Origin of the sequence: Aquidulcibacter paucihalophilus (genome assembly GCF_002105465.1) — a bacterium.
Taxonomy (GTDB): Bacteria; Pseudomonadota; Alphaproteobacteria; order Caulobacterales; family Aquidulcibacteraceae; genus Aquidulcibacter; species Aquidulcibacter paucihalophilus.
This window is the reverse complement of record NZ_NCSQ01000174.1, coordinates 181,878-207,091: the sequence shown is the minus strand read 5'-3', so window position 1 is coordinate 207,091 and position 25,214 is coordinate 181,878. Positions and strand designations below refer to the sequence as shown.

26 protein-coding genes are annotated in these 25,214 nt (G+C 56.3%); 15 read left to right on the top strand and 11 right to left on the bottom strand.

The annotated features are described in order from the left end of the window. Positions 1 to 14 precede the first annotated feature (14 nt). A complete protein-coding gene (locus B7364_RS17500; protein ID WP_085341327.1) occupies positions 15 to 1,412 on the top strand; it encodes an FAD-binding oxidoreductase in 1,398 nt (465 codons plus the stop codon). Positions 1,413 to 1,434: 22 nt separating this feature from the next. On the opposite strand, the gene B7364_RS17495 is transcribed toward B7364_RS17500, so the two are convergent. The 3 genes from B7364_RS17495 to nth all read right to left on the bottom strand — a co-directional run bounded on the left by B7364_RS17495 (position 1,435) and on the right by nth (position 4,636). After that, positions 1,435 to 2,202 carry a dienelactone hydrolase family protein gene (locus tag B7364_RS17495; protein WP_085341326.1) on the bottom strand — a complete coding sequence of 256 codons (768 nt, stop codon included), beginning with the start codon at positions 2,200 to 2,202 and terminating at the stop codon, positions 1,435 to 1,437. 14 nt (positions 2,203 to 2,216) lie between these two features. Beyond that, positions 2,217 to 3,803 carry a bifunctional phosphoribosylaminoimidazolecarboxamide formyltransferase/IMP cyclohydrolase gene (gene purH, locus B7364_RS17490; protein ID WP_085341325.1) on the bottom strand — a complete coding sequence of 529 codons (1,587 nt, stop codon included), beginning with the start codon at positions 3,801 to 3,803 and terminating at the stop codon, positions 2,217 to 2,219. A gap of 83 nt (positions 3,804 to 3,886) precedes the next feature. Then, the gene (gene nth / locus B7364_RS17485; RefSeq protein ID WP_085341324.1) at positions 3,887 to 4,636 is read right to left on the bottom strand and encodes an endonuclease III; all 750 of its coding nucleotides are present in this window, start codon (positions 4,634 to 4,636) and stop codon (positions 3,887 to 3,889) included. A 106-nt stretch (positions 4,637 to 4,742) separates the two neighbouring features. Here nth and B7364_RS17480 point away from each other — a divergent pair, with 106 nt between their 5' ends. The 4 genes from B7364_RS17480 (at position 4,743) to glmS (ending at position 8,737) form a co-directional block, all read left to right on the top strand. After that, complete coding sequence (locus B7364_RS17480) at positions 4,743 to 5,282, top strand: DUF2244 domain-containing protein (protein WP_085341323.1); 540 nt, start codon at positions 4,743 to 4,745, stop codon at positions 5,280 to 5,282. An 11-nt stretch (positions 5,283 to 5,293) separates the two neighbouring features. Further along, positions 5,294 to 5,764: a VOC family protein gene (locus B7364_RS17475; protein WP_085341322.1), complete on the top strand. Its 471-nt coding sequence runs from the start codon at positions 5,294 to 5,296 to the stop codon at positions 5,762 to 5,764. A gap of 59 nt (positions 5,765 to 5,823) precedes the next feature. Next, positions 5,824 to 6,777 (top strand): alpha/beta fold hydrolase, encoded by a 954-nt coding sequence (locus B7364_RS17470; protein WP_085341321.1) that lies wholly within the window; start codon positions 5,824 to 5,826, stop codon positions 6,775 to 6,777. A 136-nt stretch (positions 6,778 to 6,913) separates the two neighbouring features. Beyond that, complete coding sequence (gene glmS / locus B7364_RS17465) at positions 6,914 to 8,737, top strand: glutamine--fructose-6-phosphate transaminase (isomerizing) (protein WP_085341320.1); 1,824 nt, start codon at positions 6,914 to 6,916, stop codon at positions 8,735 to 8,737. Here the strand turns inward: glmS and B7364_RS17460 are convergent. Both B7364_RS17460 and tkt read right to left on the bottom strand, forming a co-directional pair. Continuing rightward, positions 8,724 to 9,719, bottom strand: coding sequence for a glycosyltransferase family 2 protein (locus tag B7364_RS17460; RefSeq protein WP_157893784.1), 996 nt, complete (start codon positions 9,717 to 9,719; stop codon positions 8,724 to 8,726). The genes glmS and B7364_RS17460 overlap by 14 nt on opposite strands. 2 nt (positions 9,720 to 9,721) lie before the next feature. Continuing rightward, the gene (gene tkt / locus B7364_RS17455; protein WP_106407682.1) at positions 9,722 to 11,692 is read right to left on the bottom strand and encodes a transketolase; all 1,971 of its coding nucleotides are present in this window, start codon (positions 11,690 to 11,692) and stop codon (positions 9,722 to 9,724) included. Between the two features lie 204 nt (positions 11,693 to 11,896). Here tkt and B7364_RS17450 point away from each other — a divergent pair, with 204 nt between their 5' ends. From B7364_RS17450 to B7364_RS17440, 3 genes are all read left to right on the top strand, one after another. Further along, positions 11,897 to 12,301 (top strand): hypothetical protein, encoded by a 405-nt coding sequence (locus B7364_RS17450; RefSeq protein ID WP_085341317.1) that lies wholly within the window; start codon positions 11,897 to 11,899, stop codon positions 12,299 to 12,301. Positions 12,302 to 12,403: 102 nt separating this feature from the next. Further along, entirely contained in the window at positions 12,404 to 13,114 is a 711-nt protein-coding gene (locus B7364_RS17445) for a response regulator transcription factor (protein ID WP_085341316.1), read from the top strand. Further along, positions 13,083 to 14,702, top strand: coding sequence for a sensor histidine kinase (locus B7364_RS17440; RefSeq protein ID WP_198534312.1), 1,620 nt, complete (start codon positions 13,083 to 13,085; stop codon positions 14,700 to 14,702). Before B7364_RS17445 ends, B7364_RS17440 begins: the two co-directional genes overlap by 32 nt. A 3-nt stretch (positions 14,703 to 14,705) precedes the next feature. Here the strand turns inward: B7364_RS17440 and B7364_RS17435 are convergent, their stop codons facing one another. Then, positions 14,706 to 15,341, bottom strand: a complete 636-nt coding sequence (locus B7364_RS17435; RefSeq protein ID WP_198534311.1) for a LysE family translocator — start codon at positions 15,339 to 15,341, stop codon at positions 14,706 to 14,708. Between the two features lie 72 nt (positions 15,342 to 15,413). Here B7364_RS17435 and B7364_RS17430 point away from each other — a divergent pair, with 72 nt between their 5' ends. From B7364_RS17430 to B7364_RS17415, 4 genes are all read left to right on the top strand, one after another. Next, positions 15,414 to 15,866 carry an Lrp/AsnC family transcriptional regulator gene (locus B7364_RS17430; protein WP_085341378.1) on the top strand — a complete coding sequence of 151 codons (453 nt, stop codon included), beginning with the start codon at positions 15,414 to 15,416 and terminating at the stop codon, positions 15,864 to 15,866. 95 nt (positions 15,867 to 15,961) lie between these two features. Further along, complete coding sequence (locus tag B7364_RS17425) at positions 15,962 to 16,483, top strand: hypothetical protein (protein WP_085341314.1); 522 nt, start codon at positions 15,962 to 15,964, stop codon at positions 16,481 to 16,483. 44 nt (positions 16,484 to 16,527) lie between these two features. Beyond that, positions 16,528 to 16,791: a transcriptional regulator gene (locus B7364_RS17420; RefSeq protein ID WP_232780944.1), complete on the top strand. Its 264-nt coding sequence runs from the start codon at positions 16,528 to 16,530 to the stop codon at positions 16,789 to 16,791. Continuing rightward, a complete protein-coding gene (locus tag B7364_RS17415) occupies positions 16,788 to 17,111 on the top strand; it encodes a DMT family transporter (protein WP_085341312.1) in 324 nt (107 codons plus the stop codon). The genes B7364_RS17420 and B7364_RS17415 overlap by 4 nt, the downstream gene beginning before the upstream one ends. Positions 17,112 to 17,155: 44 nt before the next feature. Here the strand turns inward: B7364_RS17415 and B7364_RS17410 are convergent, their stop codons facing one another. The 5 genes from B7364_RS17410 to B7364_RS17390 form a co-directional block, all read right to left on the bottom strand. Continuing rightward, on the bottom strand, positions 17,156 to 18,325 hold the full coding sequence (locus B7364_RS17410) for an alpha/beta fold hydrolase (protein ID WP_085341311.1): 1,170 nt from the start codon (positions 18,323 to 18,325) through the stop codon (positions 17,156 to 17,158). 20 nt (positions 18,326 to 18,345) lie between these two features. Then, positions 18,346 to 20,139, bottom strand: coding sequence for a succinate dehydrogenase flavoprotein subunit (gene sdhA / locus B7364_RS17405; RefSeq protein WP_085341310.1), 1,794 nt, complete (start codon positions 20,137 to 20,139; stop codon positions 18,346 to 18,348). Positions 20,140 to 20,143: 4 nt separating this feature from the next. After that, the gene (gene sdhD, locus B7364_RS17400) at positions 20,144 to 20,530 is read right to left on the bottom strand and encodes a succinate dehydrogenase, hydrophobic membrane anchor protein (protein WP_085341309.1); all 387 of its coding nucleotides are present in this window, start codon (positions 20,528 to 20,530) and stop codon (positions 20,144 to 20,146) included. A 9-nt stretch (positions 20,531 to 20,539) separates the two neighbouring features. After that, positions 20,540 to 20,935 carry a succinate dehydrogenase, cytochrome b556 subunit gene (gene sdhC / locus B7364_RS17395; RefSeq protein ID WP_085341377.1) on the bottom strand — a complete coding sequence of 132 codons (396 nt, stop codon included), beginning with the start codon at positions 20,933 to 20,935 and terminating at the stop codon, positions 20,540 to 20,542. Between the two features lie 90 nt (positions 20,936 to 21,025). Then, positions 21,026 to 21,700, bottom strand: a complete 675-nt coding sequence (locus B7364_RS17390) for a hypothetical protein (protein WP_085341308.1) — start codon at positions 21,698 to 21,700, stop codon at positions 21,026 to 21,028. A 209-nt stretch (positions 21,701 to 21,909) separates the two neighbouring features. Here B7364_RS17390 and B7364_RS17385 point away from each other — a divergent pair, with 209 nt between their 5' ends. The 3 genes from B7364_RS17385 to rnpA all read left to right on the top strand — a co-directional run bounded on the left by B7364_RS17385 (position 21,910) and on the right by rnpA (position 25,210). Further along, complete coding sequence (locus B7364_RS17385; RefSeq protein WP_085341307.1) at positions 21,910 to 24,528, top strand: TonB-dependent receptor; 2,619 nt, start codon at positions 21,910 to 21,912, stop codon at positions 24,526 to 24,528. A gap of 117 nt (positions 24,529 to 24,645) precedes the next feature. Beyond that, complete coding sequence (rpmH, locus tag B7364_RS17380) at positions 24,646 to 24,780, top strand: 50S ribosomal protein L34 (RefSeq protein WP_085341306.1); 135 nt, start codon at positions 24,646 to 24,648, stop codon at positions 24,778 to 24,780. A 25-nt stretch (positions 24,781 to 24,805) separates the two neighbouring features. After that, positions 24,806 to 25,210, top strand: coding sequence for a ribonuclease P protein component (gene rnpA / locus B7364_RS17375; protein WP_085341305.1), 405 nt, complete (start codon positions 24,806 to 24,808; stop codon positions 25,208 to 25,210). Positions 25,211 to 25,214 lie beyond the last annotated feature (4 nt).

The following is a 25,214-nucleotide window of genomic DNA, read 5'->3' as shown; positions in this document are numbered from 1 at the left end:
CCTATGGGCCGCAGATGGACGCGCAACTTTCAACCTTGACCCGCATTAAAGACTTCATCGGACCGCAAGGCTGGACGGAAGATCCTGACCTGATCGCCCCCCATTTGATTGAATGGCGCGACCGATGGAGTGGTTCTGCGCCGATCCTGCTGATGCCCGCCTCCACCGCAGAGGCACAAATGATCCTGAGCCAATGCCATGAGGCCGGGCTGGCGGTAACGACCCAAGGCGGCAATACGGGTCTGGTTGGTGCGCAAATTCCACGCGGCGAAGTCCTGATTTCGACCAAGCGCCTCAATGCCATTCGCTCAATCGATCCCGTCGATGATGCTTTGGTCGCCGAAGCGGGCGTTATTTTGACGCAAGTTCAAGACGCGGCCCGACAAATTGGCAAACGCTTTCCTTTAAGTCTGGCCTCAGAAGGCTCTGCCACGATTGGCGGTCTGATCTCGACCAATGCAGGCGGGGTTCATGTGCGCCGCCACGGTATGATGCGCGCCCAAATCTTGGGGCTAGAGGCCGTGCTGCCCAATGGGTCGCTCTATGAAGGCCTATCGGCTCTGCGTAAAGACAATACCGGCTATGACCTAAAGCAGCTATTCATTGGGGCTGAGGGAACCTTGGGCCTCGTCACGGCCGCAACCCTGAAATTGGTTGCCCAGCCGCGCTACATGACGGTCGCATTACTCGCTTTGGAAACGCCTGAGCAAGCGGTTGAATTGCTGCACCGGCTAGAGGCAGAAGCCGCCGCGGTCGCAGCATTTGAAGTCATGAATCATGTGGGCGTCTCGCTGGCCCTCAAAAACATTCCCAATGTGCGGGTGCCCTTTAGCGCACTTTCACCGTGGCTGGCCTTGGTTGAGTTTGAAGGTCCCAGTGCAGACCTCGTCGAAAAAGTGGAAGAGGCTTTGGCCTCTGCGCTGGAAGCGGGCCTCGCTTCGGATGTCGTCGTCGCGCAAAATGAGGCGCAATCAAAGTCCTTCTGGTATTTGCGAGAAGAGATGAGCGCGTGTCAAAAGCCCGAAGGTGTGGCGGCCAAGCATGACGTTTCTGTGCCCGTCTCCAAGATTCCTGCTTTCTTGCGATTAGCCGATGCCGCCGCAGAAAAAGTGGCACCGGGCGCGCGCGTGGTCGCCTTTGGCCACTGTAGCGACGGCAATATCCATTATGATGTGATCCAACCCCGTGCGATGTCGGCAGAAGCCTACAAGGCGCTGGTGCCCCAGATGAATGAGGCGATCCACGATGTAGCTATGTCCTTCAATGGCTCAATCTCGGCTGAACATGGCATTGGCATCAGCCGGCGGGATGAATTTCTGCGGCGGGAGCCTGACGCCCATCTGACCCTGATGCGCGCTATCAAGCAAAGCTTTGACCCCAAAAACATCATGAACCCGCGCGTACTGCTTTAGTTCTGGCGGATTACATGAGGTGCTAAAGAAGGTGGCGCGCCATCCAATCGGCGAACCGCGCTTGTGCATCGGCGGTTTGCTCAGGATTGAAGCGGAACGTGGGGTTGACGGAGGTTTCTTCGTCAAAGGAATGGGTGGCACCTGGATAAATCAAGGTCTCAACGGTCGCGCCCGAGAGGCGGACTTTATCGGCAGCTTTAAGTGGCAGGTGCGTGCCAGACAGCGTGTCATTTTCGCCTAGCATGAGATAGGCTGGAATAGCCTTTTGCCATCCCTTGCGCAGCGTTTGGGCACCGAGACCGCACCAAGGATAGACGAGAAAAGCCGTCGAAAGCCCCGCAAGTGGATCGGCAGGGACGCCTTCCAAATCCGCAAATTCTGCTACTTCCGGGCCAAGGGCCAGAGCATCCATCACGGTCCAGCCGCCATGGCTCCAACCTGCTGCAGCCAGACGATCGGCTTGCACCCAGTCTTGCCCCCGCGCCCAATGCAAGAGCGCAATCAAATCGCCAGCCCGCTCCCGACCCCAAAGCCGCAGGCCCGTACATACCAAAATCCGCGCTTCGGTGAGGCTGATGTCGCGCGGACGGAAGGAATCCACTACGACACTGGCGATCCCCTTTTGCGCTGCTGCCTTAGCATAGCCTGGTTGCGGGCCATCATTATCGCCGCATCCATGAAACAGGAAAGCTGTTGGGAATGGGCCATTGCCCTCTGGTTTGAAAATCTGGCAATGAGCAAGCAGGCGCGCAGCACGGGCGTCTAATGTCTCGCGGGGGAATTTTTGCATCCGCCCAAGTCCTTCTAGTGCCGGAAATGGCGCATGCCCGTAAACACCATGGTGATGCCCGCTTCATCGGCAGCCGCAATCACGTCATCATCGCGGATCGAGCCACCGGGTTGAATGACGGCCGTGGCACCAGCCTCCACCGCTTGCAACAGACCGTCGGCGAAGGGGAAGAAAGCGTCAGAGGCACAGGCCGAGCCGATGGTGGCCGCTTGGCTCCATCCTGCCGTCTCCGCTGCTTCTACGGCACGAACCGCGGCAATGCGGGCTGAATCGCGACGGTTCATTTGGCCTGCGCCAATACCCGCGGTGACACCGTCCTTCGCATAGACAATCGCGTTGGACTTCACATGCTTGGCGACCCGAAAGGCAAACAGCATATCTGTCAATTCTTGCGGGGTTGGGGCCCGCTTGGTCACGACTTTCAAGTCCGGTGCCATAATCCGCCCCGTATCGCGGTTTTGCACCAAGAAGCCGCCGGCCAAGGTGCGGAAGGTCAGGCCTGGCTGGGTGGGATCTGGTAGGCCACCGGCCAACAAGAGGCGCAAATTCTTCTTCTTGGCAAAGATGGCCTGCGCATCTTCATCCGCATCAGGGGCAATCACGACTTCGGTGAAGATTTTGACGATCTCTTCAGCCGCCGCCCCATCCAATTTGCGGTTGCATGCAACAATGCCACCAAAGGCCGAGACTGGGTCGCAAGCCAAGGCGCGCTGATACGCGTCGGTCAAAGAAGCGCCAATGGCCACACCGCACGGGTTGGCGTGCTTGATAATGGCAACAGCGGCTGCTTCACCCGCATCAAACTCTCCGACTAATTCATAGGCGGCATCAGTGTCGTTGAGATTATTGTAGGACAGTTCCTTGCCCTGCAGCTGACGGGCGGTGGAGACACCGGGGCGCTTTTCGGTGGTGGCGTAGAAGGCAGCGACTTGGTGGGGATTTTCGCCATAACGCAGGCTTTGAACCTTGGATCCCCCAAAAGCCCGCCAATCCGGGGAGGCTTCGCCCACTTGCTCTCCATACCAGCCTGAAATGGCAGCATCATAAGCTGCGGTGCGAGCATAGGCTTTGGCGGCCAATCGTTTACGCGTCAGCTCTTGGGTGCCGCCATGGGCCGCCATGTCGGCCAAAACCGTCTGGACATCGCCAAGGTCGGTTGCCACCGCGCACCAGTCGAAATTCTTAGCCCCCGCGCGGATCATAGCAGGCCCGCCAATGTCGATATTCTCAACGCATGTTTCAAAGTTTGCACCCGAAGCCAGGGTTGCCTCGAAGGGGTATAGATTGACCCACAGAAGATCGATGCCCGCAATGCCATGTTGGCTCATCGCTGCCGCATGCTCGGCCACATGGCGCAGAGCTAGCAAACCACCATGCACGGCCGGGTGCAAGGTCTTGACCCGTCCATCCATCATTTCAGGAAAACCTGTCACATCGGCAACATCGATGACGGCCAGACCGGCCGCCGCTAAAGCTTTACTGGTGCCACCGGTTGAAACCAGAACGACCCCTTGGTCGGCCAATTGCCGTGCTGTCTCAATCAGCCCCGTTTTATCGGAAACCGAGATAAGGGCTCGGCGGACGGGACGGATCGTGGACATGGCAAAGGCTCCGGCGGAGGGTGATCACAAAAGGGGTGCGTCCGCTTATAGGCTGCGAATCGGCCTGTGGCGACAGGGTGGACTCAGCCCTTGGTAAGGGCGGGCTTGGCTGCCTTTTTGGCAGGTGCTTTTGTTGTGGGCTTGGCCTTCTTGGGCGCATCTGCTGGGTTTGGAGTCTTCGCCTTAAACTTGCAAATCTCAGCGATGCCACAGCGCCAGCAGGCGGGCTTACGCGCATCACAAACGTAGCGACCATGGAGGATCAGCCAATGATGCGCGCCCTTCTTATAGGCATCAGGCGTCACACGTTCCAGCACCGCCTCGACCTGATCGGGGTTCTTGCCCGGGGCGAGACCCGTCCGGTTTGAGACGCGGAAAATATGGGTGTCCACCGCAATCGTCGGCTCCCCAAAGGCTTCGTTGAGAACGACATTAGCCGTTTTGCGGCCAACGCCGGGCAATTCGGTCAAGGCATCTCGGTTCCGGGGCACCTCGCCGCCATATTTTTCAAGCAACAACTCGGATAAGGCGATGACATTCTTCGCCTTATTGCGCCACAGGCCAATGGTTTTGATATAATTGGTGACACCTTCTTCACCCAAGGCGACCATTTTTTCCGGCGTGTCGGCAACCGCAAACAGGCGTTTGGTGGCTTTGTTAACACCGACATCGGTGGCTTGGGCAGACAGCGCGACGGCGACCACCAAAGTATAGGGATTGGTATAGTCCAGCTCTGTCTTGGGATCAGGACGTTCTGCTGCCAATTGCGCATAGAGGGCGGCAATCTCGGCAGCCTTTAGTTTGGATTTTACGACTTTTGCTTTTGTGGCCATGCCCCCGCATAGCCAATTGCGGCAAGCCCCGCTAGCCCCTCAAAAAAATCGCCACCTTCTACATTCTGCAACTGTGCTTTCGCAGACTTTGCGCTAACTTAGGGGAATGAGTACGTCGATCACCGCCCTCCCAAATGCCCCAGAATTTGATCAGCGCGACGCCATTTATATGGACGCGGTATTGCGCCCAAACCGTTCTTTATCCGACCAAGGCTTCAAGATCGTTATGCTATCGCTTGCAGCTATGAGCTTCTTTGCCGGTTTGGCCTTTCTCTCAATTGGTGCCTGGCCGGTGATTGGATTTTTCGGTTTGGATGTCATTTTGGTCTATCTGGCGTTTAAGGTGAATTTCAAAGCAGGCGCACGCGAATGCGAAACCGTGAAGGTGAGTGCGGCGCAAATTGCGATCTCAAAGACGTGCCATCGCGGCAAAGTCGGATGGTGGCGCGTGAGCCCCAGTTTCGCCCGCGTGATTGTTGATGAGATCAATGAATATGAGACCCAAGTGACCCTCTCTGCCGGTGGGGCCCGCCTGCCCTTAGCGACCTGTCTGTCGCCGCACGAGCGCGTGGCATTTGCCGCCGCCCTCAAAGCCGCGCTAGAACAAGCACGCGGCGAACGCTACCCAACAGAAGTGACTGTTTGAAAGGTCTCACGATGGAATATCTGCACACCATGATCCGCGTCGGCAATCTGGACGCCGCCTTGGATTTCTTTTGTGGTGGTTTAGGGCTGGTAGAGCTTCGCCGGACTGAGAATGAGAAGGGCCGCTTTACCTTGGTGTTTTTGGCGGCCCCAGTGGATGCCGAGCGCTTTAAGGCGCAAGGTGAAGTGTCACAAAGCGGCCTACCAGGCGGGCTGCCTATGGTGGAACTGACCTATAATTGGGATGAGCACGCCTATGATGGTGGACGCAATTTTGGTCATTTGGCGTATCGCGTCGATGACATCTATGCCTTGTGTGCGCATTTGGCCGCCCGTGGCGTGACGATCAACCGCCCTCCGCGCGACGGATATATGGCGTTTGTGCGGTCACCCGATGGGATTTCGGTTGAACTTCTGCAGCGCGGTGCCGCGCTGGCCCCGCAAGAGCCTTGGGCAAGCGCGCCAAATATAGGCACGTGGTAATCTGGTTGAACCAGCGCGGGCAACCGACAAGGATAAACACATATGGGGAGGCCGGCACGATGCAAAAACGACTTTTAGCTTTAATTTGGATAGCCCTGGCTGGCTTTGCGACAGTCGGCTGTAGTCCGGATTTGCCACGCGCGGTTGCCGAGGCCCGCTACACATCCCCTGCATCGCAATTCATCACAATTCGCGACGGTGTCCGCTTACATGTGCGTGATGAGGGCAAGCGCGATGCGCCCGTCTTGATCCTTGCCCATGGTTCCAATGCGTCTCTCCACACGTGGGAGCCTTGGGTGGCTGAGCTTAAAGATGATTGGCGGGTGATTAGTTTCGATTTCCCCGCCCATGGCCTCACCGGCCCTTCCAAGAGTGGGGTCTATTCAAGCACCGCTTATGTGCAAGTTGTGGATGATCTGGCCCGGCATTTCAAAGTGGAACGCTTTGTTTTGGGTGGCAATTCCATGGGTGGTGGTGTGGCATGGCGCTATGCACTGGCCCATTCAGAGAAAGTCGCAGGTCTCATTTTGGTCGATGCGGCTGGCTATCCGCGCGAAACAGGCAAGCCACCTCTGGTATTCCGTCTGGCCCGCACGCCGGTGATTGGCGAGATTTTTTCGCGCGCCACCACCAAAGGCATGATTGAATCCAACCTGAAGCAAGTCATTGTGGATGATGCTTTGGTGACGCCAGAAATGGTGAAGCGGTACCATGGTCTCTTGATGCGCGAAGGCAATCGGCAAGCCACTCTAGCTCGTATGCGGGCAGGCCCTGACGATCCAAATGCCTATCAGAAAATCCCAACCATCACCGCCCCAACCCTGGTGATTTGGGGGGAAGCCGATCCTTGGATTCCGTTCGCCGACGCCAAGCGTTTTGCCCAAGAGATTAAGGGCGCAAAGCTTGTCTCCTATCCCAATATCGGTCATTTGCCGCAAGAAGAGGTCGCGCTGGCGACCGCGAAGGAAGTCGATGCCTTCTTGCAACAAGTCTATCTTAAGCCCGCCCCCTGATATAGCTTGCTCTGATCGGGTGATGCAACGCGCTGTCATCAAGAGTGACAGTATTGGGGGTGGCGCCTCTGACGGAAGCTTTCTATCAACACGGCACATGTACTCAGTCTTGCAAGACTTGAAAGGCGCTTTTTAAATGTGCGGCATTATTGGAATCTTGGGTAAAGAGGCGGTGACTTCGCGTCTCATTGAATCACTAAAGCGGCTGGAATATCGCGGTTATGATTCTGCGGGCATCGCTACCTTGGTAGATGGCAAGATTGAACGTCGTCGCGCGCAAGGCAAGATCAAGAATCTGGAAGACGTATTGGTTACCGCGCCTTTACCTGGCCTCATCGGCATAGGTCACACCCGCTGGGCTACACATGGTGCGCCGTCGGAACGAAACGCCCACCCCCATGCAACCAACCGCGTCGCGGTGGTGCATAATGGCATTATCGAAAACTTCCGAACCCTGCGGGCAGAACTTGAAGCGGAAGGCCGCACGTTTGATTCTGAAACCGATACTGAGGTTATCACCCAATTGGTGTCGCGCGCCTTGGATTTAGGGGCCAGCCCAAAGGACGCCGTGATTGAGGCCCTCAAGCGGGTCCGTGGTGCTTTTGCGATCGCCTGCTTATTCACCGGCGAAGAGGATTTATTGGTTGGTGCCCGCCAAGGCAGCCCCTTGGTTGTGGGTGTTGGCGACGGCGAGATGTATTTGGGCTCAGACGGTATAGCCGTTGCCCCCTTCACCAATCGTGTCATTTATCTCGAAGAGGGCGATCTGGTGGTCCTAAGCCGGACCAGCCATGCGGTTTATGACGTGGCGCGCAATCCGGTTGCGCGTCCGATCAAGTCGGTCGCCGCCAGTGCTGCAGCGGTCGAAAAAGGCAATTATCGCCACTATATGCAAAAGGAAATCCACGAGGAACCTGATGCGGCTGCCCGCACCATCGGCCATTATGTAGATCCACTCGAAGAGCGCGTCACGCTGCCAGACTTTGGCGTTGATTTCGCCCAGATCGACCAATTGTGGATCATTGGCTGTGGGACAGCCTATTTGGCTGGTCGCGTCGGGGAATATTGGTTTGAGCAAGTGGCAGAGCTGTCGTGCGAGACCGATATTGCCTCTGAATTCCGCTATCGCGAGCCTGTCGCGGCGGGCCGCGCGGCCGCTGTGTTCATTTCTCAATCGGGTGAAACCGCCGACACGCTAGAGGCCTTGCGCTTGTGCAAACGCAAGGGCTGGAAGACGATTGCTGTCGTCAATGTGCCGGAAAGCTCCATCGCGCGCGAAGCTGATGCCGTGCTGCCAACCTTGGCCGGCCCTGAAATCGGCGTGGCGTCCACCAAAGCCTTCGTCGCCCAATTGTCCGCATTGGCGGCAATTTCGGTCGCTGCTGCCTTGGCGCGCAAGAAGATTGATCGGGAAGAGGAGCGCCGTTTGGCGCATCTTTTGATGGAAACCCCGCGCTTGATCCGCGAAGCCTTGAAGGTTGAGACCACGATTGCTGCGGCGGCAGAAGAAGCCAGCCACGCCCGCTCCATCCTCTATATTGGCCGTGGCATGGCTTATCCGATTGCTTTAGAAGCCGCGCTGAAGCTTAAAGAAATTAGTTATATCCATGCCGAAGGCTATGCCTCAGGTGAGTTGAAACATGGGCCCATCGCCTTGATCGATGAAGTCACGCCCGTATTCGCCATCGCCCCGCATGACCATTTGTTTGAGAAGACGATCTCCAACGTTCAGGAGATTGCCGCCCGAAAAGGCCGGGTGACCTTATTCTCGGACGCATTGGGGATTGAGGAATCTGGCGATGTCGCGCGCCATACGATTGAAGCGCCAAAGGCCGATCCATTCGTGGCCCCGATTGTCTATTCACCCTTGATCCACTTGTTGGCCTATCATGTGGCGGTGGCTAAAGGCACCGATGTGGACCAGCCGCGTAACCTTGCAAAATCGGTTACGGTCGAGTGATCTGACGCAACACAATCGCGCGCTTCAACAGGCTAAGGGGCGACCAGGCAAATTGGCGCATCAGGCCCGATAAGCTGGCCTTGCGTTTGGCTTGTATGGCACCTCGGGCTTGCCACGCTTGGTGCCAGCCTTTCAGACCATCGGCAAGTCCGCGGCCATAAGCAGGGCCTGCCCCGCGCCAAGCGGTATGGGCCCACAAAAGAAGCGTCGCTGCAAGATGCGGCAGCAACAACAACCAGAATAGCGCGCCTGGCATATTTCGGATGAAGGTCCAAAGTCGGTTGCGCGTGCCATGATAGACGGCGAAGTCCGACAGTCGCCCGCTGGAAGCCGAGCCCAGATGTCGGACTTGTGCGTCGGCTAATTGTACGACTTCTCCGCCTGCCAAGCGATGCCGAAACCCGAGGTCGACATCTTCGCAATAGCAGAAATAGCTTTCTTCATAGCCGCCTAAGAAGTCAAACACATCTGCCCGCCACATCGAAGCAGCGGCACAGGGGCTGAAAGCCTGTCCGTCGGCCAGATCACTCGGCCATGGCTTGCGATAGCCGCCACGAAAGGGAATGCCGAACGCATGATAGACATCGCCGGCGCCATCGAGTTGGCTCGGGTCCTCGTCCAAAATCTGGGTGGAACCAAAGGCCGTCACATCTGGATAGCGCTGGGTTGCCGCCATCAAGGCTTCAAGCCAGTTGGGTTCTGGGAATGCGTCTGGATTGAGGCAGATGATCCACGGTCCCTTGGCAAGCCTCGACGCTTGGTTGTTTGCCGCTGCAAAACCGATATTGGTGGCATTGGCGACAAATTGCGTGGCCCGCGCCTGGGTTGCCGCGTCGGGCTCTGCCCCCTTGGGCGAGGCATTATCGATCAGGATTGTCTCAAAGTCGCGGAAGGTTTGCGCATCAAGACAGTCAAACAGACGCGGTAAATGCGCCCGGCTCTTATAGGCAATGATTAGGATCGAGACGCGTGGCCCGGTCAAGTTCAGCCAAGTGCCTCAACGGCTGCACAAACAGCTTCGCTGGTAATGCCGAAATGGGCGTAAAGCGCCTGATAGGGGCCAGATGCACCAAAGCCCTTCATGCCGATAAAGGTACCCGTCGGGCCAATCCAACGGTCCCAGCCGAAACGGACAGCTGCTTCAATGGCGATCTTGGGCAAATCGCCCCCCAAGACTTCGCTTTGATAAGCGGCGGATTGGGCTTCAAACAGCTCCAAGCAAGGGGCAGAGACGACCCGGACGCCAATACCGGCTTCGGCCAATTTGGCTTGGGCCTTCATGGCAATTTCAACTTCAGACCCCGTTGCAATCAAGACCGCCTTCTCGGGCAGGCTAGACGGCGACAACACATAGGCACCTTGGGCACAGCGGTTTGTTGGCGAACCATCCTTCCGCTGAAAGCCGAGCTTTTGGCGGGTCAAAGACAGAACCGATTGAGTTTTGGGCGCAAGCAGCGCCAGCTCCCAACATTCAGCGACTTCAATTGGGTCACACGGGCGGAAAACATTTACGTTCGGTATCGCGCGCAGCGATGCCAAGGTCTCGACTGGCTGATGGGTTGGGCCATCTTCACCCAGACCAATACTGTCGTGCGTGAGAACGTGTATGGCGCGGACTTCCATCAACGCACCGAGGCGTAGGGCAGGGCGCAGATAATCGGCAAATACCAAAAAGGTGCCCGAATAAGGAACCACGCCGCCGTGCAAGGCCATACCGTTCATAGCTGCGGCCATGCCATGCTCGCGAACACCGTAATGCACGTAGCGTTCCTGATAGGCATTAGCCCCAAAGCCCTTCATACCCGCCACTTTGGTATTTACCGAACCCGTCAAGTCAGCTGAGCCGCCCATCAACAGATCAAAGGCTGGAACCAAAACCTCCAAGGCCGCCCCAGAGCTTTCCCGCGTCGCGAGAGATGGGGCTTTCTCCGCCATGCTTGCGCAATGCGCCTCAATCACGGCACGCAATTTGGACGCATCGATCTTGGAGTCCAAAAGGTCTTTGACCGCGCCTTGATCAGACCGTTTTGCAATCCGCGCTTGCCAATCGGCATGGGCCTTCGCCCCACGGCTACCGGCAGCGCGCCATGCAGCAACAATCTCCTCTGGCACCACGAACGGCGCGTGGGGCCAGTTGAGTGCTGCGCGGGTGGCTTCAATTTCGGCAGCCCCCAGGGGGGACCCATGGGTTTTGGCAGTTCCAGCCAAATTCGGCGAGCCGAAGCCGATTTGGGTGCGGCAGGCGATCAGAACCGGCCGGTCCGACGTGAGGGCCGCCGCCATAGCTGCTTCCAATGCCACAGGATCATGACCATCTACCCGGCTTGTTTGCCAACCAGCAGCCTCAAATCGCTGAAGCTGGTCGCCAGTTTCGGCGACGGACAAAGCCCCATCGATCGAGATCTCATTATCGTCCCACAGAACAATGAGGCGATTGAGGCGCAGATGGCCCGCCAAGGAAATCGCCTCATGGCTGATGCCCTCCATCAAGTCGCCGTCTGAAGCGATAACCCAAGTGCGGTGGTCGCAGACATCGGCACCCAAAGTCGCCCGCAAATGGGCTTCGGCCATCGCAATACCAACGGCGGTGGAAATGCCTTGGCCTAAGGGACCCGTGGTGGTTTCTACACCCGGCACATGGCCATATTCGGGGTGACCAGCGGTCAAAGCGCCAATCTGGCGAAAGCGCTTCAACTGATCCATCGTCATCGCTTCGTAGCCTGTCAGATGGAGCAGCGAGTAAATCAGCATCGAACCATGGCCAGCCGACAAGACGAAGCGGTCGCGATCTTGCCAATCAGGGGCTTTGGCGTCGAATTTCAGAAACTTGGTGAACAGAACTGTCGCGACATCTGCCATGCCCATCGGCATGCCGGGGTGCCCCGAGTTGGCTGCCTGAACGGCGTCCATCGACAAGAAGCGAATGGCATTTGCAAGATCTGCATGGCTGGTCATGGGCAGTGAAACTTTCGTCGGCTGAATGACGGACCGCATATAGGACTCGGGCGGCGCTAACAATGGTAAACGGCACCTGAATCCGCCTCGACATCACCGACTTGCTCGGTGGACTCATTGCAGACTCATTGTGGTCAAAATCTACGCCCGATTTTGTCGTAAGAGGGGTGCATAACCAACTCACACACACAGTGAGGCCCGAAAATGACTATCCTTCCTTACCCCAAATCCCGCCGCCGCCCAGCCAAGCAAAAGGTAGCACCTGTTGCTGTTGTGGTTGCCCCACCTTCGGGCACGCTCCTCAATGCCATTTTGTCATATGCGGATATCTCTGAGGATATTGGAGGTGGGCTGACCTTGTTGCGGGTCAGTGCCAAGCGCATGGATGATCCCGTCATTACACAAAGCCTTGGGCGCGAGGCCGCGCGCTTGGCCGATGTCTCCATCCTGTGGAATGATGATGAAAGTGAGATTCATACTGTTCTGGATGCCGCAATTCCAAGTGGCGTTGAAGATTTCTGGGCAGAGCCTCAGTTTGAATTGACCGATCTGGCCATGGCTTATTTGGATGAAATGCTGGAGACCGAAGCGCGTGCCAAGGCCGGTTAGCCTGTTTTTTCCCCAGCTTAGCGTCTCATAAACACTTTATTCGCCATAATCTTGCCTTGTGAGGGGTAACATGCGGCCACAAACCGCCTTATAAGTAGGCCTATGACGACAATAGCTCTGGTCGATGACGACGAAAACATCCGTGCTTCCCTGGAAATCCTATTCCAGAGCGAAGGTTATGACGTGCGCACGTATCCCGATGGGGCCACGGCTTTACCTGCCTTGATCTCAGACCCGCCAGACATCGCGATCTTGGATATCAAAATGCCTCGTATGGACGGGGTTGAATTATTGCGTCGTGTGCGGGAAAGCTCAGACGTGCCTGTGATTTTCTTGACCTCGAAGGATGATGAGATTGACGAGGTCATTGGCTTTTCTGTGGGGGCAGATGATTTCATTCGTAAGCCATTTTCCACCCGGCTTTTGTCAGAGCGGGTGAAAGCGGTTCTCCGTCGCTCGCGTCCGATTGATGCGGTCGATGAGGATGTATCCCCGGCAGATGGCGACAAGAAAGTCGTTACACGTGGTTCTCTCACCATGGATCCAAATCGCCATGCTTCTTATTGGAAGGGTAAGCCCGTCCGCCTGACGGTGACCGAATTCCTCTTGCTGCAAGCGCTTGCCCATCGTCCTGGCTTTGTCAAAAGCCGAGATCAATTGATGGATGCGGCCTATGACGACAGCGTTTATGTTGATGACCGTACCATTGACAGCCACGTGAAGCGTGTGCGCAAGAAATTCCGTGAAGTTGATGGCGAGTTTGACGCCATCGAGACGCTTTATGGGGTCGGCTATCGCTACAAAGAATCCTAAAAAGAAGCCTATCGAACCCTTTGGCAAAACCCGAAGGCAGCGCCGCCGTGGCGGTATCGCAGGCATTATTTTTATTGCAAACTTCGCCGGCATCGTCATTCTGGTGCTTGGCTCGCTCTTGTTTAACGAGTTACGATCCGGCCTTACCAAGGCGCGTATGGATGCCCTACGGGCGCAAGGCTCAACGATTGCGAGCGTTCTGGCTGAGGCCGCAATTCCTGCCGACGCGGTACCGGTTTTGGATGAAGGCCGCGCCCGCGCAATTTTGAGGCGCCTATCGCGAGAGCCGGGGGCTCGCCTGCGTTTGTTTAGCCGCGATCTGCGTCCCATCGCCGATAGCACCATCTTGGACGATATCGTCAATGTACGCGAATTGCCACCGCTGGGACCTGCAGCCCCGGATATTGGCGAGGCAGCCGGCAAGGCCGTCTCTAACGTTCGGGTCTTTATCCAAGGGGCAAGCGACGACCCGAAGAAGGCCTTGATCCGTGAGGTCTCTACCGCGCTGCAAGGCAATGTCGTTCAAAGTGAGCGCTTTGATGAAGAGGGTCGCCGCGTGGTATCTGTCACGGTGCCCATTCAACGTATTCGCGCTGTCGTCGGGGTCCTGACGCTGGAAAGCGGCGATGTGAGTGAGATTGTGGAGGCAGAGCGGCGGGCCCTTTACCCCTTTATCTTTTCAGCCATTTTGGTGACTGCGATTTCGGCCAGTATGTTGGCGTGGTCTATCGCTGTGCCGTTACGGCGCTTAGCTGCGGCTGCGGATAATGTGCGAAGAGGGCGCGCACAGGCCTTGGATGCAGATGCCCTGCGCCGACGCCCGGATGAAATTGGCGATTTGGCCGACGCTTTGGCTGCCATGACTGCGACCTTGCAAGACCGCATTGACGCGAACGAAAGCTTTGCGGCTGACGTCGCTCACGAGATTAAAAATCCCTTGGCCGCGATCCGCAATGCGGCTGAACTCCTGCCTCGGGCCACCACACCCGATAGCAAAGCGAAGCTTGAATCCATCATTCTTAATGATGCGCGCCGGGTAGACCGCTTGGTCACCGATATCGCCAACGCCTCTCGCTTGGATGCCGAACTTGCCCGCGCCAGCCAGCAAAAGTTCTCCATGGCTGAAATGATGGATGATTTGTCGCGTGCCTATGGTTCGATTGGCCATTCCCGCGAAGTTGAAATTGTTGTCCGCTATCCCGATGAAACCGACCGCTTGATCGTGAGTGGGCGGGAGGAGGCGATCTCGCGCATCCTCACCAATCTATTGGACAATGCGCTGTCCTTCTCGCCCACCGACGGCCAGGTCAGTTTGGTTGGTGCGCGCGACGATAAGACCATCCGGATTGTGGTCGAGGATGAAGGCCCAGGTATTCCAGAAGAATCTCTGCAAAGCATCTTTAACCGCTTCTATACGCACCGTCCAACCAGTGCGGGCGAGGAGGGCCAAGCCGCCTTCGGTAAGCATTCGGGTCTTGGGCTCGCCATCGCGCGCCAAATTGCCGAGAGCCATGGCGGGGCGATTTGGGCGGAAAATCGCGAGGACCGCAGTGGTGCGCGCTTTGTACTCGAGTTGCCGGCTGCTTAGGCCTTAAGGCGTCGCGAGGGCCGGATGAGACAAAAGATCATGGGTCACAACCGGATAGAGTGAGGCAAGCAGGGTAAGGGCTGCGATGAGGTTGAAAGTCCGCAGCTTTACAGGATCCTGCAGGAATTGGCGCATCTGCACACCCATGAAGGCCCATAGGCCAACCGTCGGCAAGTTAATCACGCCAAAGACACTGGCGACGATGACGAGACCCAAAATTGGATGATCGGCCGGCACATAGGCAGTCACAGACATGAGCGCCATCGTCCAAGCTTTGGGATTGACCCATTGGAAGAGGCAGGCCTGTAAAAAACTGAATGGCTTTGCAGTCGAATTAGCGCTCGATTCTGGGGGGGAGGCGGTCGCAATCTTCCACGCCAGATAAATGAGATAGACCACCGAGCCCACCTTTAGGACCGTGTAGGCAATTGGAAAGCGCACAAAGATTTGCGCCAAACCGAGCCCAACCAAAATTGTCATCACCACAAAGCCAATCGACACACCCAGCATATGGGGCAAAGTGCGGGCAAAGCCGAAATTGATACCCGACGCCATGAGCATCAGATTGTTCGGCCCCGGCGTAATCGAAGAGACGAGGGCAAAGCCACATAGGCCGAGGAAGAGTTCTTGGGTCATCATGGCGCAATTTTATACGATCATTGGTCGTATGTTCTTGCAATTTCATCGTCTATGGATAAAAATGCGCATGCTATGATGAATCTAGATGAGATTGACCGAAGAATATTGCACGTCCTGTCTCATGACGGACGCATCAGCAATGTCGACCTTGCAGGTAAGGTGGGTTTATCACCCTCGGCCTGTCTTAGGCGCGTGCAAGAGCTAGAGAGACGAGATGTCATTCAAGGCTATCGCGCCCAACTCAATGCCGCCGCCCTTGGGATTGGTTTTTTGGCTTATGTGACGGTGGGTCTATCCCGCCATACCAAGCAAGAACAGGCTGATTTTGAAGCAGCAATCAAACGCGCACCTCAGGTTCGCGAATGCCACAATATAACCGGCACTGTTGAGTATTTGTTGCGGGTCGAGACAACCGATCTACCTGCGTATAAGCATTTCCATACCGAAGTCCTCGGGGCCCTGCCCCAAGTTGCCACCATCACCAGCTATATCGTGATGGGCTCGCCCAAGGATGAGCGGGGGTAGGGGGATGCTGTGGCTCCAGATTATCTTCCGTAAACGGAGATCAATTTGATGTGATGCTCTGTTGTGCAGAGTTAACTCTGTGGTACAGAGTAATCATGGACAAGAAAAAAGCGCTTGAAATTTTGAACGACGTGGCGATTGCACGTCGGAAGACGTCTGAGCTTCGGAATTACCGTGGCATGGGCTCCATTATCTCTGCTTGGGGGGTCGTTTGGCTTCTTGGCTTTGGTGCGCAGTCGATTTTCCCAGCTGCAGCACCTTATGTTTGGATAGTCGGCTGGCTTGGGGCCTTCGCCTGGACATTCACTAGACCGCCAAAGCCTGAGGACTTCCGCGCTTTGGCTACTTGGGTGGTGGCCGTTTTGTGCATATGTCTTGTCTTGGTGGTCACCAAGGCGACCCAGCCAACGGCAGCCATGATATTCGGATTGGCATTATCGGCAGCTTACGCAATCCTTGGAATTTGGTCAGGCAAGCGCTTTTGGGTGCTCGCTGCACTGGTGCTGATCTCGGCATGTGTGGGGTGGTGGCTGGTGCCCCAATGGCTTTACTTGGCTTTGGCGCTTGGCGGCGGCGTTGCGCTTATACTTGGTGGTGTCTCGATACGTCGACCATGAAACAGTGTCACGAAATCATACATCAGCAACATCGGCTCAGGATTATGGCTGCGCTTGACAGCGATCCAGAGCCATTAGATTTCGCAACCTTGAAAGCGATCAGTGGTGCCACAGACGGTAACCTGGGTTCTCACTTAGTAACGCTTGAGAAAGCTGGTCTCATCTCGATTTCAAAGGAGATCATTGGCCGCCGAACGCGAACTTGGGTCGCTCTAACTGCGTCGGGAAGGCTGGCGTTTCGTGAACATGTCGCCTTCCTTGAAGAGATTATCCAAACCAGTCAAAAGGCCCAGGAGATTGAAACATGAATGCGTGGATATTTTTAGCCTGTGCGATTGCGCTTGAAGTGACAGGCACCTTCTTGCTCAAATTATCCAATGGCTTTGAAAAGTGGCACTGGGGTGCGTTGTCGATCTTTTGCTATTCTTCGTGCTTCTGGTTCTTAGCTCCGGCCATGAAGGCACTCCCAGTCGGTATCGTCTATGCCATTTGGGCTGGTGTTGGCATTGTAGCTGCAGCGGCCATTGGGGTCTTCGCGTTTGGCGAGAAGCTAAGCGCAGTCCAATATTTGTTCGTTGTCATGGTCTTGGGCGGCGCAATTGGTCTGCGGGCAACGACGAACGCGTAGAAACTCACTTTCCCAAGGATGAGCGGGGGTAGGGATGGTGCTAATCAATCAAGCTTCAACCTAGTTTGCATTGTGTAGGCATCAGGAACGTTGTGTACAGGAACCAATCGATTGACGCATGACGCTGGCTCTTTACTCCCTGCGTGCTTCGCCAAGAAGCGCCTTAGTTCCAAGAGGACGGCGCAGCTCTCCAAGTTTAAGTCGTGCGTTTCCTTTTTAAACTCAATGAAGCGAGAATTTGGTAACAATAACTGATATCCCCCAACCTCCCTTAAGGGCACAAAATCATACTCACCACGCAGCAATAGGACGGGCAAAGTTTCATTTGCATTGGAAGCGACAATTGGTGCCTGCACATGCTGACGCTTAAGCACTAAGTTCACTTCATAACTTTGTCCGTCTATTTCCCACTGCTTTCGTTCCGAAAGCGGGATTATTTTCTCCGAGAGCCATGGCGATATTGGCGCGATCATATATGCGAGCCACAGACGATCAATCGGGGCCGTCGCCCGGCCTGTGGGGACAAAGTCTGGTAGCGGGCGGCTAACTTGTACGGAGGGCGCGTGTGGTCCTGGTTCTAAGCGAGTTAAAGGCTGTGGCTCAAGCGAAAGCTCGAACTTGGGAATTCTATACCGAAGACAATCCTTCGTAATCGGCGATTGTGCCGCCCCACACGTTTCGGGCAGCGAGATTGGCGAAACAAGTACTAAGCCCTGAACGATTTCTGGGTGAGCAATAGCGACTCTGGTCGCAATGCCCGCCCCCCAACTCCCACCGAAGAGAATTACTGGCTGTCGAATGATATCTTTTGAAAATTTCTGAATGGACTTGATGCTGTTTTCGAGAGTTAATTGCCTTTGTGCCAGCCGATCCGAAGCCCCAACGCCAATCTGGTCCAGAAAATAGATATCAAAATCAGGAAACAGCTTTGATAAGCTACTAATTTTTTCCTTTGAAATGCCAATGCCTGGTCCTCCCTCGAGGTACAGAATGGGAGTCGAGGCCTTATAAGGTGCTGTGGCGTTGATCTTCCAATAGGCGACGCGGCCAACGCCTTCTACTGAAAGATAACGCGCCTCCTTCGGTTCCGTGCCGCTTGCCACCGGCGGCGGCCTCTGCCAGATGTACCACACGGCAAAAACGCAGAAAACCACAATCAAGGTCAGCACGACAGCCACGGAAAAAGCTAATCGCTTCATCCATTTGGTCTGCATCAACGCTTCCCAAAACTATCTCAATAAACCCGCAGCTTTGGTGGAATCGTCGCGACGTCGTTGCTCATGGTGTTCATGTGCACCGGACGATAGTCGATTTTGACCGAGCCGGTGGCCTCATCATACCAGGTCAATGTGTGCTTCATCCAATTGACGTCGTCGCGATCGGCATAGTCTTCGCGCGCATGGGCACCCCGGCTTTCGGTCCGGTTGGCAGCACCATACATGGTCACCATGGCTTGGCTCAACAAATTGTCGAATTCCATAGCTTCAGCGAGGTCTGAGTTCCAGATCATGGAGCGGTCGGTGATGGCAATGTCAGGTGCGCCAGAGAAGACCTTGTCCATCTCCTTACAGCCTTCGTCCAAGGTTTGGCCTTCGCGGTAAACGGCGCAATGGTTCTGCATCACCTTTTGCATTTGCAGGCGCAGAGCCGCAGTGGGCGTGCCGCCCTTGGCCTGGCGGAAGCGATCAAGACGCGCCAAATGGCTATCCGTCATGGCATTGGTGATTTCGGGCTGACGGGCCCCAGACTGAACCGTCTCGCCACAGCGCAGGCCAACAGCACGGCCAAACACCACCAAGTCGATCAGTGAGTTAGAGCCTAAACGGTTTGCCCCATGTACAGACACACAGGCTGCTTCGCCGACGGCCATCAGGCCTGGTACAACCTGATCTGGGTCCCCACCAACCTTGGTCAGCACTTCGCCATGATAATTGGTTGGGATGCCGCCCATATTATAGTGCACGGTCGGCAGAACCGGGATCGGCTCCTTCGTGACGTCTACGCCCGCAAACACCTTGGCGCTTTCCGAGATGCCGGGCAGGCGCTGGGCCAGAATAGCAGGGTCCAAATGGTCGAGATGTAGGTGGATATGGTCCTTGCCAGGGCCCACGCCGCGGCCTTCACGGATTTCCATTGTCATCGCGCGCGAGACCATGTCACGTGGGGCTAGGTCCTTCACCGTTGGGGCATAGCGCTCCATGAAGCGTTCGCCTTCTGAATTGGTCAGATACCCACCTTCGCCTCGTGCCCCTTCGGTGATCAAGCAGCCTGCGCCATAAATGCCGGTTGGGTGGAATTGCACAAATTCCATGTCTTGCAAGGGCAGACCCGCCCGAAGAACCATCGCATTGCCGTCACCGGTGCAGGTGTGGGCGCTGGTGCAGCTGAAATAGGCCCGGCCATAGCCGCCCGTGGCCAGAACGGTGCGCTGCGCGCGGAAACGGTGCAGCTTGCCGGTCGCCAATTCCCACGCTGTAACACCGATACACGCGCCGGTTTCATCCATGATCAGATCAAGGGCGAAATACTCAATGAAGAATTCGACGTCATATTTCAGGGAGTTGCCATAGAGGGTGTGCAAGATGGCGTGGCCGGTGCGGTCCGCCGCAGCACAGGTGCGTTGGACGGGTGCTTCCCCATAATTGCGGGTCATGCCACCAAAGGCGCGCTGATAAATCTTGCCGTCTTCCGTGCGCGAGAAGGGCACACCCCAATGCTCCAGCTCATAAACGGCGGCGGGAGCATTGCGCGTTAGATATTCAATCGAATCCTGGTCGCCCAGCCAATCCGACCCCTTGACGGTGTCAAACATGTGCCAACGCCAATCATCTTCGCCCATATTGCCAAGAGCCGCCGAGATACCACCTTGCGCCGCAACGGTGTGTGAGCGGGTTGGGAAGACCTTCGAGATACAGGCGGTCTTCAAACCGGCTTGTGCAGCACCCAGAGCGGCGCGCAAACCAGAACCACCCGCACCTACAACAACGACATCGAAAGTATGGTCATTCCACTGATAGTCGGCCGTCATGGGCTTAAGCTCCAACGAATACTTTGGCGACCGAAAGGATCGCGATAACAGCTAAGATAGCGGGGATGGCTGTGTTGGCGAGCAAAGATACAGTGCGGGCAACAGCGCCCGTGATATAGTCTTCGATTACCACTTGCATGCCAAGACGCATATGGAACAGTCCAGTGAGGACTAGGAGAGCAGTCCCCGCAGCGTTCAATGGGTGCTTCAGCCAGCCCACCACACTGTCATAGCTACCATCGGTGCCCAAAAGCACTGACAAGGCGAACCAAGGCAGCAGGACGGCCAAGAAAATCGCGGTTGCGCGCTGCTGGATAAAGTGGCCGACGCCATGCTTGGCGGATCCAAGACCACGAGCGCGCGATAGCGGCGTACGTAAAGAGTGGTTCATCGTCTCCCCCTAAGCCAAAAATGCAAGCGCAAAAACCAAAACAGCCCCAACAGCGCCAGCAATGATGGTGGCCCATCCGGTCGCGGTTGAAACCTTGGGGTCAAACCCTTTGCCAGCGTCCCAAGCTAGGTGACGTATGCCGTTTGCCAAGTGATAACAGGCGGCGGCCGTAATCCCGAACAGGATCACTAAACATAGTGGGTTCATCAAAAATGACATGAAGTCTGTGTAGGCCGCTGGGCCGCTTGCCAATGCCACAACCCAAGCTGTTAGGACCATAGCGCCCAAATAGAGAGCGACCCCAGATGCCCGGTGGAAAATCGATGTCGCCATCGTCACGTGCCAACGCCAGACTTGCAGGTGTGGCGACAATGGCCGCTTATCGTGTGCTTGTGGACCTGCCATGCTCATCCCCAGAAAATGTCTGTGTGACATGGAAGAGAGCGACCGCTTCGTCAACGTTTCTCGTCAGGAGAAGTGGAAAAACAGCTTCATTTAGCTGGCTTTAGCTGCATGATTCAAAACAAGTTGGCTTAAGATAGCGTTCTCGGCGCTGAGGGCGGGGAGAACCAAGCTTGCTTCCCCCTGTTCAGCCAGCCAAGCCTCCACCCAGCTCTGCCAAGCTTCATGAAAGCCAATCAAGGCCGTCATGCCGGTTTGTCGCCTGACCCTCGCCCATTCGGTGCCGGCAATCCAAGCCAAATTCTGGGCCGACCAATCCGGCCTGCTCAACTCATATAGGCTTTTGAGGTGAGCGGCCATATCGTCTACATGCAGATAGACGATCAACGGTTTGACCTTAGCCAAGGCGGTCAAGCGTGTGGACGCAAGCTGTCGGATATGTGTGTCGGGCAGGCCAGCGGCAAAGGCGGGTAGCAAGGTGTTTTGGATCAGGGTTGCATCTAAAAGTGTGATCCCACGATGAACGATACCATGTGCCGCGAGGCGCGCCCACGGCTCAAGCCCATAGGCTTTGGGTTCTGGTTCATGGCCGGACAATCGATCCACCTGTTCGGTACGGATTGGATGATCCGGGTCAAATTCGAGATAGGCGCGTGCTTCTTTTCCTTTAGCTTCAAGATCATGCGCCACGCGCATGGCCAAGCTGGTTTTTCCGGCACCGATCGGGCCCTCTATCAATAGAATCTGTCGGTTGAATCTGCCCATCATCTTTCAGCTCGAGATTGCAGCCCTATATGAAGACCGAGTCAGGGCTGCACTTTGGGTGATTTGGTCCCCAAAAGGGCGATATGTCAGCTATAACAACTTTGTCATCATCTTATGCGACGGAATAAACGTATAGGCACGTTCAACGCGTTAAGCAAAAATCCAACTGGCTGGCCTTGGGCCGTCTAACAAGAAGTATAGGTCTCCCCCCGATGTCCATTCGATTGGCACTCTTAAGCAGCGCAGCTGCGCTTTTGCCTTTGGCATTAGCAACGCCCTCCCTGGCCCAGGTCGCGACGGTTCAGCCTGCAAATGCAACCGCGGTGCCCGTTACCTCGCAGCCGGTGGATCAGCCGGTGACCGAAGATGAGCAACCGGTTGAGGAAATCGTGGTGCGTGCCCAGCGCGGCCCAAACTCTGTCCCCGGCGATGCTGTGCCTGAAACGACCTTGGACCCAGTTGAAATCACCGCGCTTGGTGCATCAAACATTGCTGAAGTCTTGGCGGCTTTGGGTCCGCGTGCTGGTTCTGGTCGCGGGCGCGGCAGTGGCCCGCCCGTTATTCTGCTGAATGGTCGAAGGATCGGTAGTTTCCGCGATGTCCAAGGCCTTGCCTCAGAAGCCATTTTGCGGGTGGAGATCTTCCCGGAAGCTACGGCCCTGCAATATGGCTATTCGGCAGATCAGCGGGTTATCAACTTCATTCTGAAAGATAATTTTCGCGCGATTACCACAGAGCTCACCGCTGGCACCGCCGCAGAGGGCGAGCAATCCCGCGGTGAGGTTGAACTGGGTCTTTTGAGCATCGGGGCTAAGGGCCGTCTGTCAATCAATAGCGAAGTGTCCAGTCAGAATGGCGTTACGGAGGCCGATCGTGGTGTCCGTCGCGCTGCATCGCCGACGAGCACGGCTTTCCGGACTTTAGTGCCCGAAACACAGGCAGCTGAACTCGGGATCAGCTATAATCGCAATTTTGGCAAGTCGATGGGGGCGACATTTGACCTCCGTTTTGATTCCAATGAAAGTCAAAGTCGTTTGGGTCTCGCGGTAAGCCCAACAGGGCTGCCCGTTGCCAATGCATTCATTCAGCGCAATTCGCAGATTGACACGTCGCGCGCTGCCGTGACCGTCAATGGCACAACAGATGGCTGGCAGTGGACGGCCACAGGCTCTGCCGATCAAACCAAGTCGGACACCAGAACCGTTTCGCCTTTGGCAGCCGCGCAAACGGCCAATTCCACCGCGACCGTTTATGAGGTTATTTACAACACCACTGGCCCAATGATTGATGTGCCAGCCGGCCCAATCCGTGGGTCGTTCCGCATTGGCTATCAAGATCGCCAGCTCGAGTCAGAATCGGTGCGTAATGGCCTAACCACCTTCACCAATCTCAGCCGCGGTGACGTTACCGGGCGCGGAAATCTCTCTATTCCGATCACCAGCCGCCGCTCTGGCTTCGGCGAGAGTTTTGGCGATCTGAGCTTGAGTGTGAATGGCTTCTATACCGATTTGTCGGATTTTGGCGGCCTGCAAGGTGGAGGGCTCGGGGTGAATTGGTCCCCGCTTAGCACTGTGCGCCTGTCTGTTGCTTATGATGCCTCTGAGGCGGCACCCAGCATCCAGCAATTGGGCAATCCTGTTCTCGTCACGCCAAGCTCTGCCGTGTTTGATTTCCAAAGTGGCCAAACCGTATTGGTAAACCGTACCAGTGGCGGAAACTCGGCCCTCAAAGCCGAAAGTCGAGCCGATACCACCTTCAGCGTCAATTATTCGCCCGCCAAGTTTGAAGGCCTCGATCTGACGCTGAGCTATGCTGTCAATACCAGCGAAGACACAATCGCTTCCTTCCCTCTGCTGACCCCGGCGCTTGAGGCGGCCTATCCCCGGCGGTTTGAGCGCAACAGTGCGGGCGTTCTAACTGGAATTGACCAACGGCCCATCAATTACGACTCTGCCGACAGCACGATTTTGCGTTACGGATTTTCCTTCTCGAAAGGGTTTGGTCCCCAGATTGGGCGTGGCGCAGGTGGTCCCCCGATCGGTTTTGGCGGTGGGCAAAGGCCACCGGCGCCCGCAAGCTCGACAACACCTTTGCAAGGCGGTGCCGCCAGCACAAGCCCGAACCGGCCGCAATCTGGCGACGGGCAAGTGCCTGCCGCAGCCCCTAATCGACCCAATCAACAAGCAGGTCAGCGCACCGCTTCTGCGCCATCGTCAACACCTTCTGCGAGTGGCCCGGGAGGCTTTGGTGGTTTCGGGGGTGGACGCGGCGGTCCCCCGCCTGGCGTCTTCTTCGGCGGTTTTGGCGGCGGCGGCTTTGGCGGCGGACCCGGTGGTCAAGCAGGCCGCTGGAGCATTTCGATTTTCCATTCCATCAAGCTGGAAGATTCCATCATTCTGGCCCCCAATCTGCCTAAGCTTGATCTGCTTGACGGGGCGGCTGTCGACGATGGCGGTGGATCGCGCCGTCATACGGTCGAATTCAATGGTGGATGGTCCTATATGGGGATCGGCTTCCGGGCCTTTGGCGAATGGCGCGGTGAAAGCAAAATCATCGCGAGCGCAAGCGGCGTCCCAGGTGCGACAGACCTCTATTTCGACGATCAGCTCACCTTCAACCTACGCGGCTTCTTGAACTTTGAAGCGCGGCCGCAATGGGTCAAAAAGGCACCTTTCTTGAAGGGATCACGCCTCATTCTCCGGGTCGATAATCTAACAGACTCGGCCCAGATTGTCCGCGACTCTGCCGGCAATACACCTGAGGCCTATCAAAAGGCCTTGTTGGCACCGCGTGGTCGTTCCGTGGAGTTGAGTTTCAGAAAGCAGTTCTAGCTCGCCAAACCCAGTCTCGGCCTGCGCGCAGAGATTGACTCTTAGCCAAGCGCTCTGTAACAGCGCGCGTTCAATTTTCTTCTCGATCAAGGCGGTTGTCCGCCAGGAGTAACTGTCGTGAAACGCACGTTTCAACCATCTAACCTCGTCCGCGCTCGTCGCCATGGTTTCCGCGCCCGTATGGCAACCAAGGGCGGCCGTCTGGTTTTGGCCCGTCGTCGCGCCAAAGGCCGTAAGCGTCTGAGCGCTTAAAGGTTCCGGCGGCCTGGGCAGTCTTATGTCCGATAGTCCGCCTCCTACGATTGATCGGCTGACCATTCGTCGTCAGTTTTTGCATGTCGCTCAGGGTCGTAAGGCCGCTGGGCGATTTGTGTTATTGCAGGTCCGTCAGGCTTCCGATGCAGCCGCGCAGTCCAAAGGCCTCATCCGGTATGGTCTGACGGCTTCAAAGAAAGTTGGCAATGCGGTCAGCCGCAATCGGGCCCGCCGCCGTTTGCGCGCAGCGATGTTACAGCTATTGCCTCTTCATGGTCGCCCGGGATTTGACTATGTAGCAGTCGCGCGTACTGCAACTGTGACAGTGGAATGGCCCGCCTTGCTTGACGACTTGACCACCCTGTTCTTAAGGCTGTCCGCAAAACCTGCCTCTCCGCCTGTTACATCCGCCACAGCCACATCTTAGAAGC

Excerpts from the sequence above, each read along its gene's own strand:
- sdhD (WP_085341309.1), bottom strand. The coding sequence starts at position 20,530 with ATGAACCACTCTTTACGTACGCCGCTATCGCGCGCTCGTGGTCTTGGA.
- sdhC (WP_085341377.1), bottom strand. The coding sequence starts at position 20,935 with ATGGCAGGTCCACAAGCACACGATAAGCGGCCATTGTCGCCACACCTG.
- nth (WP_085341324.1), bottom strand. The coding sequence starts at position 4,636 with ATGGCCACAAAAGCAAAAGTCGTAAAATCCAAACTAAAGGCTGCCGAG.
- B7364_RS17420 (WP_232780944.1), top strand. The coding sequence starts at position 16,528 with ATGGCTGCGCTTGACAGCGATCCAGAGCCATTAGATTTCGCAACCTTG.
- B7364_RS17390 (WP_085341308.1), bottom strand. The coding sequence starts at position 21,700 with ATGATGGGCAGATTCAACCGACAGATTCTATTGATAGAGGGCCCGATC.
- B7364_RS17475 (WP_085341322.1), top strand. The coding sequence starts at position 5,294 with ATGGAATATCTGCACACCATGATCCGCGTCGGCAATCTGGACGCCGCC.
- B7364_RS17445 (WP_085341316.1), top strand. The coding sequence starts at position 12,404 with ATGACGACAATAGCTCTGGTCGATGACGACGAAAACATCCGTGCTTCC.
- B7364_RS17480 (WP_085341323.1), top strand. The coding sequence starts at position 4,743 with ATGAGTACGTCGATCACCGCCCTCCCAAATGCCCCAGAATTTGATCAG.
- rnpA (WP_085341305.1), top strand. The coding sequence starts at position 24,806 with ATGTCCGATAGTCCGCCTCCTACGATTGATCGGCTGACCATTCGTCGT.
- B7364_RS17415 (WP_085341312.1), top strand. The coding sequence starts at position 16,788 with ATGAATGCGTGGATATTTTTAGCCTGTGCGATTGCGCTTGAAGTGACA.
- B7364_RS17450 (WP_085341317.1), top strand. The coding sequence starts at position 11,897 with ATGACTATCCTTCCTTACCCCAAATCCCGCCGCCGCCCAGCCAAGCAA.
- B7364_RS17500 (WP_085341327.1), top strand. The coding sequence starts at position 15 with ATGGACGCGCAACTTTCAACCTTGACCCGCATTAAAGACTTCATCGGA.
- B7364_RS17430 (WP_085341378.1), top strand. The coding sequence starts at position 15,414 with ATGATGAATCTAGATGAGATTGACCGAAGAATATTGCACGTCCTGTCT.
- B7364_RS17440 (WP_198534312.1), top strand. The coding sequence starts at position 13,083 with ATGGGGTCGGCTATCGCTACAAAGAATCCTAAAAAGAAGCCTATCGAA.
- B7364_RS17425 (WP_085341314.1), top strand. The coding sequence starts at position 15,962 with ATGGACAAGAAAAAAGCGCTTGAAATTTTGAACGACGTGGCGATTGCA.
- B7364_RS17470 (WP_085341321.1), top strand. The coding sequence starts at position 5,824 with ATGCAAAAACGACTTTTAGCTTTAATTTGGATAGCCCTGGCTGGCTTT.
- sdhA (WP_085341310.1), bottom strand. The coding sequence starts at position 20,139 with ATGACGGCCGACTATCAGTGGAATGACCATACTTTCGATGTCGTTGTT.
- glmS (WP_085341320.1), top strand. The coding sequence starts at position 6,914 with ATGTGCGGCATTATTGGAATCTTGGGTAAAGAGGCGGTGACTTCGCGT.
- B7364_RS17435 (WP_198534311.1), bottom strand. The coding sequence starts at position 15,341 with ATGATGACCCAAGAACTCTTCCTCGGCCTATGTGGCTTTGCCCTCGTC.
- B7364_RS17385 (WP_085341307.1), top strand. The coding sequence starts at position 21,910 with ATGTCCATTCGATTGGCACTCTTAAGCAGCGCAGCTGCGCTTTTGCCT.
- B7364_RS17495 (WP_085341326.1), bottom strand. The coding sequence starts at position 2,202 with ATGCAAAAATTCCCCCGCGAGACATTAGACGCCCGTGCTGCGCGCCTG.
- tkt (WP_106407682.1), bottom strand. The coding sequence starts at position 11,692 with ATGACCAGCCATGCAGATCTTGCAAATGCCATTCGCTTCTTGTCGATG.
- B7364_RS17410 (WP_085341311.1), bottom strand. The coding sequence starts at position 18,325 with ATGCAGACCAAATGGATGAAGCGATTAGCTTTTTCCGTGGCTGTCGTG.
- purH (WP_085341325.1), bottom strand. The coding sequence starts at position 3,803 with ATGTCCACGATCCGTCCCGTCCGCCGAGCCCTTATCTCGGTTTCCGAT.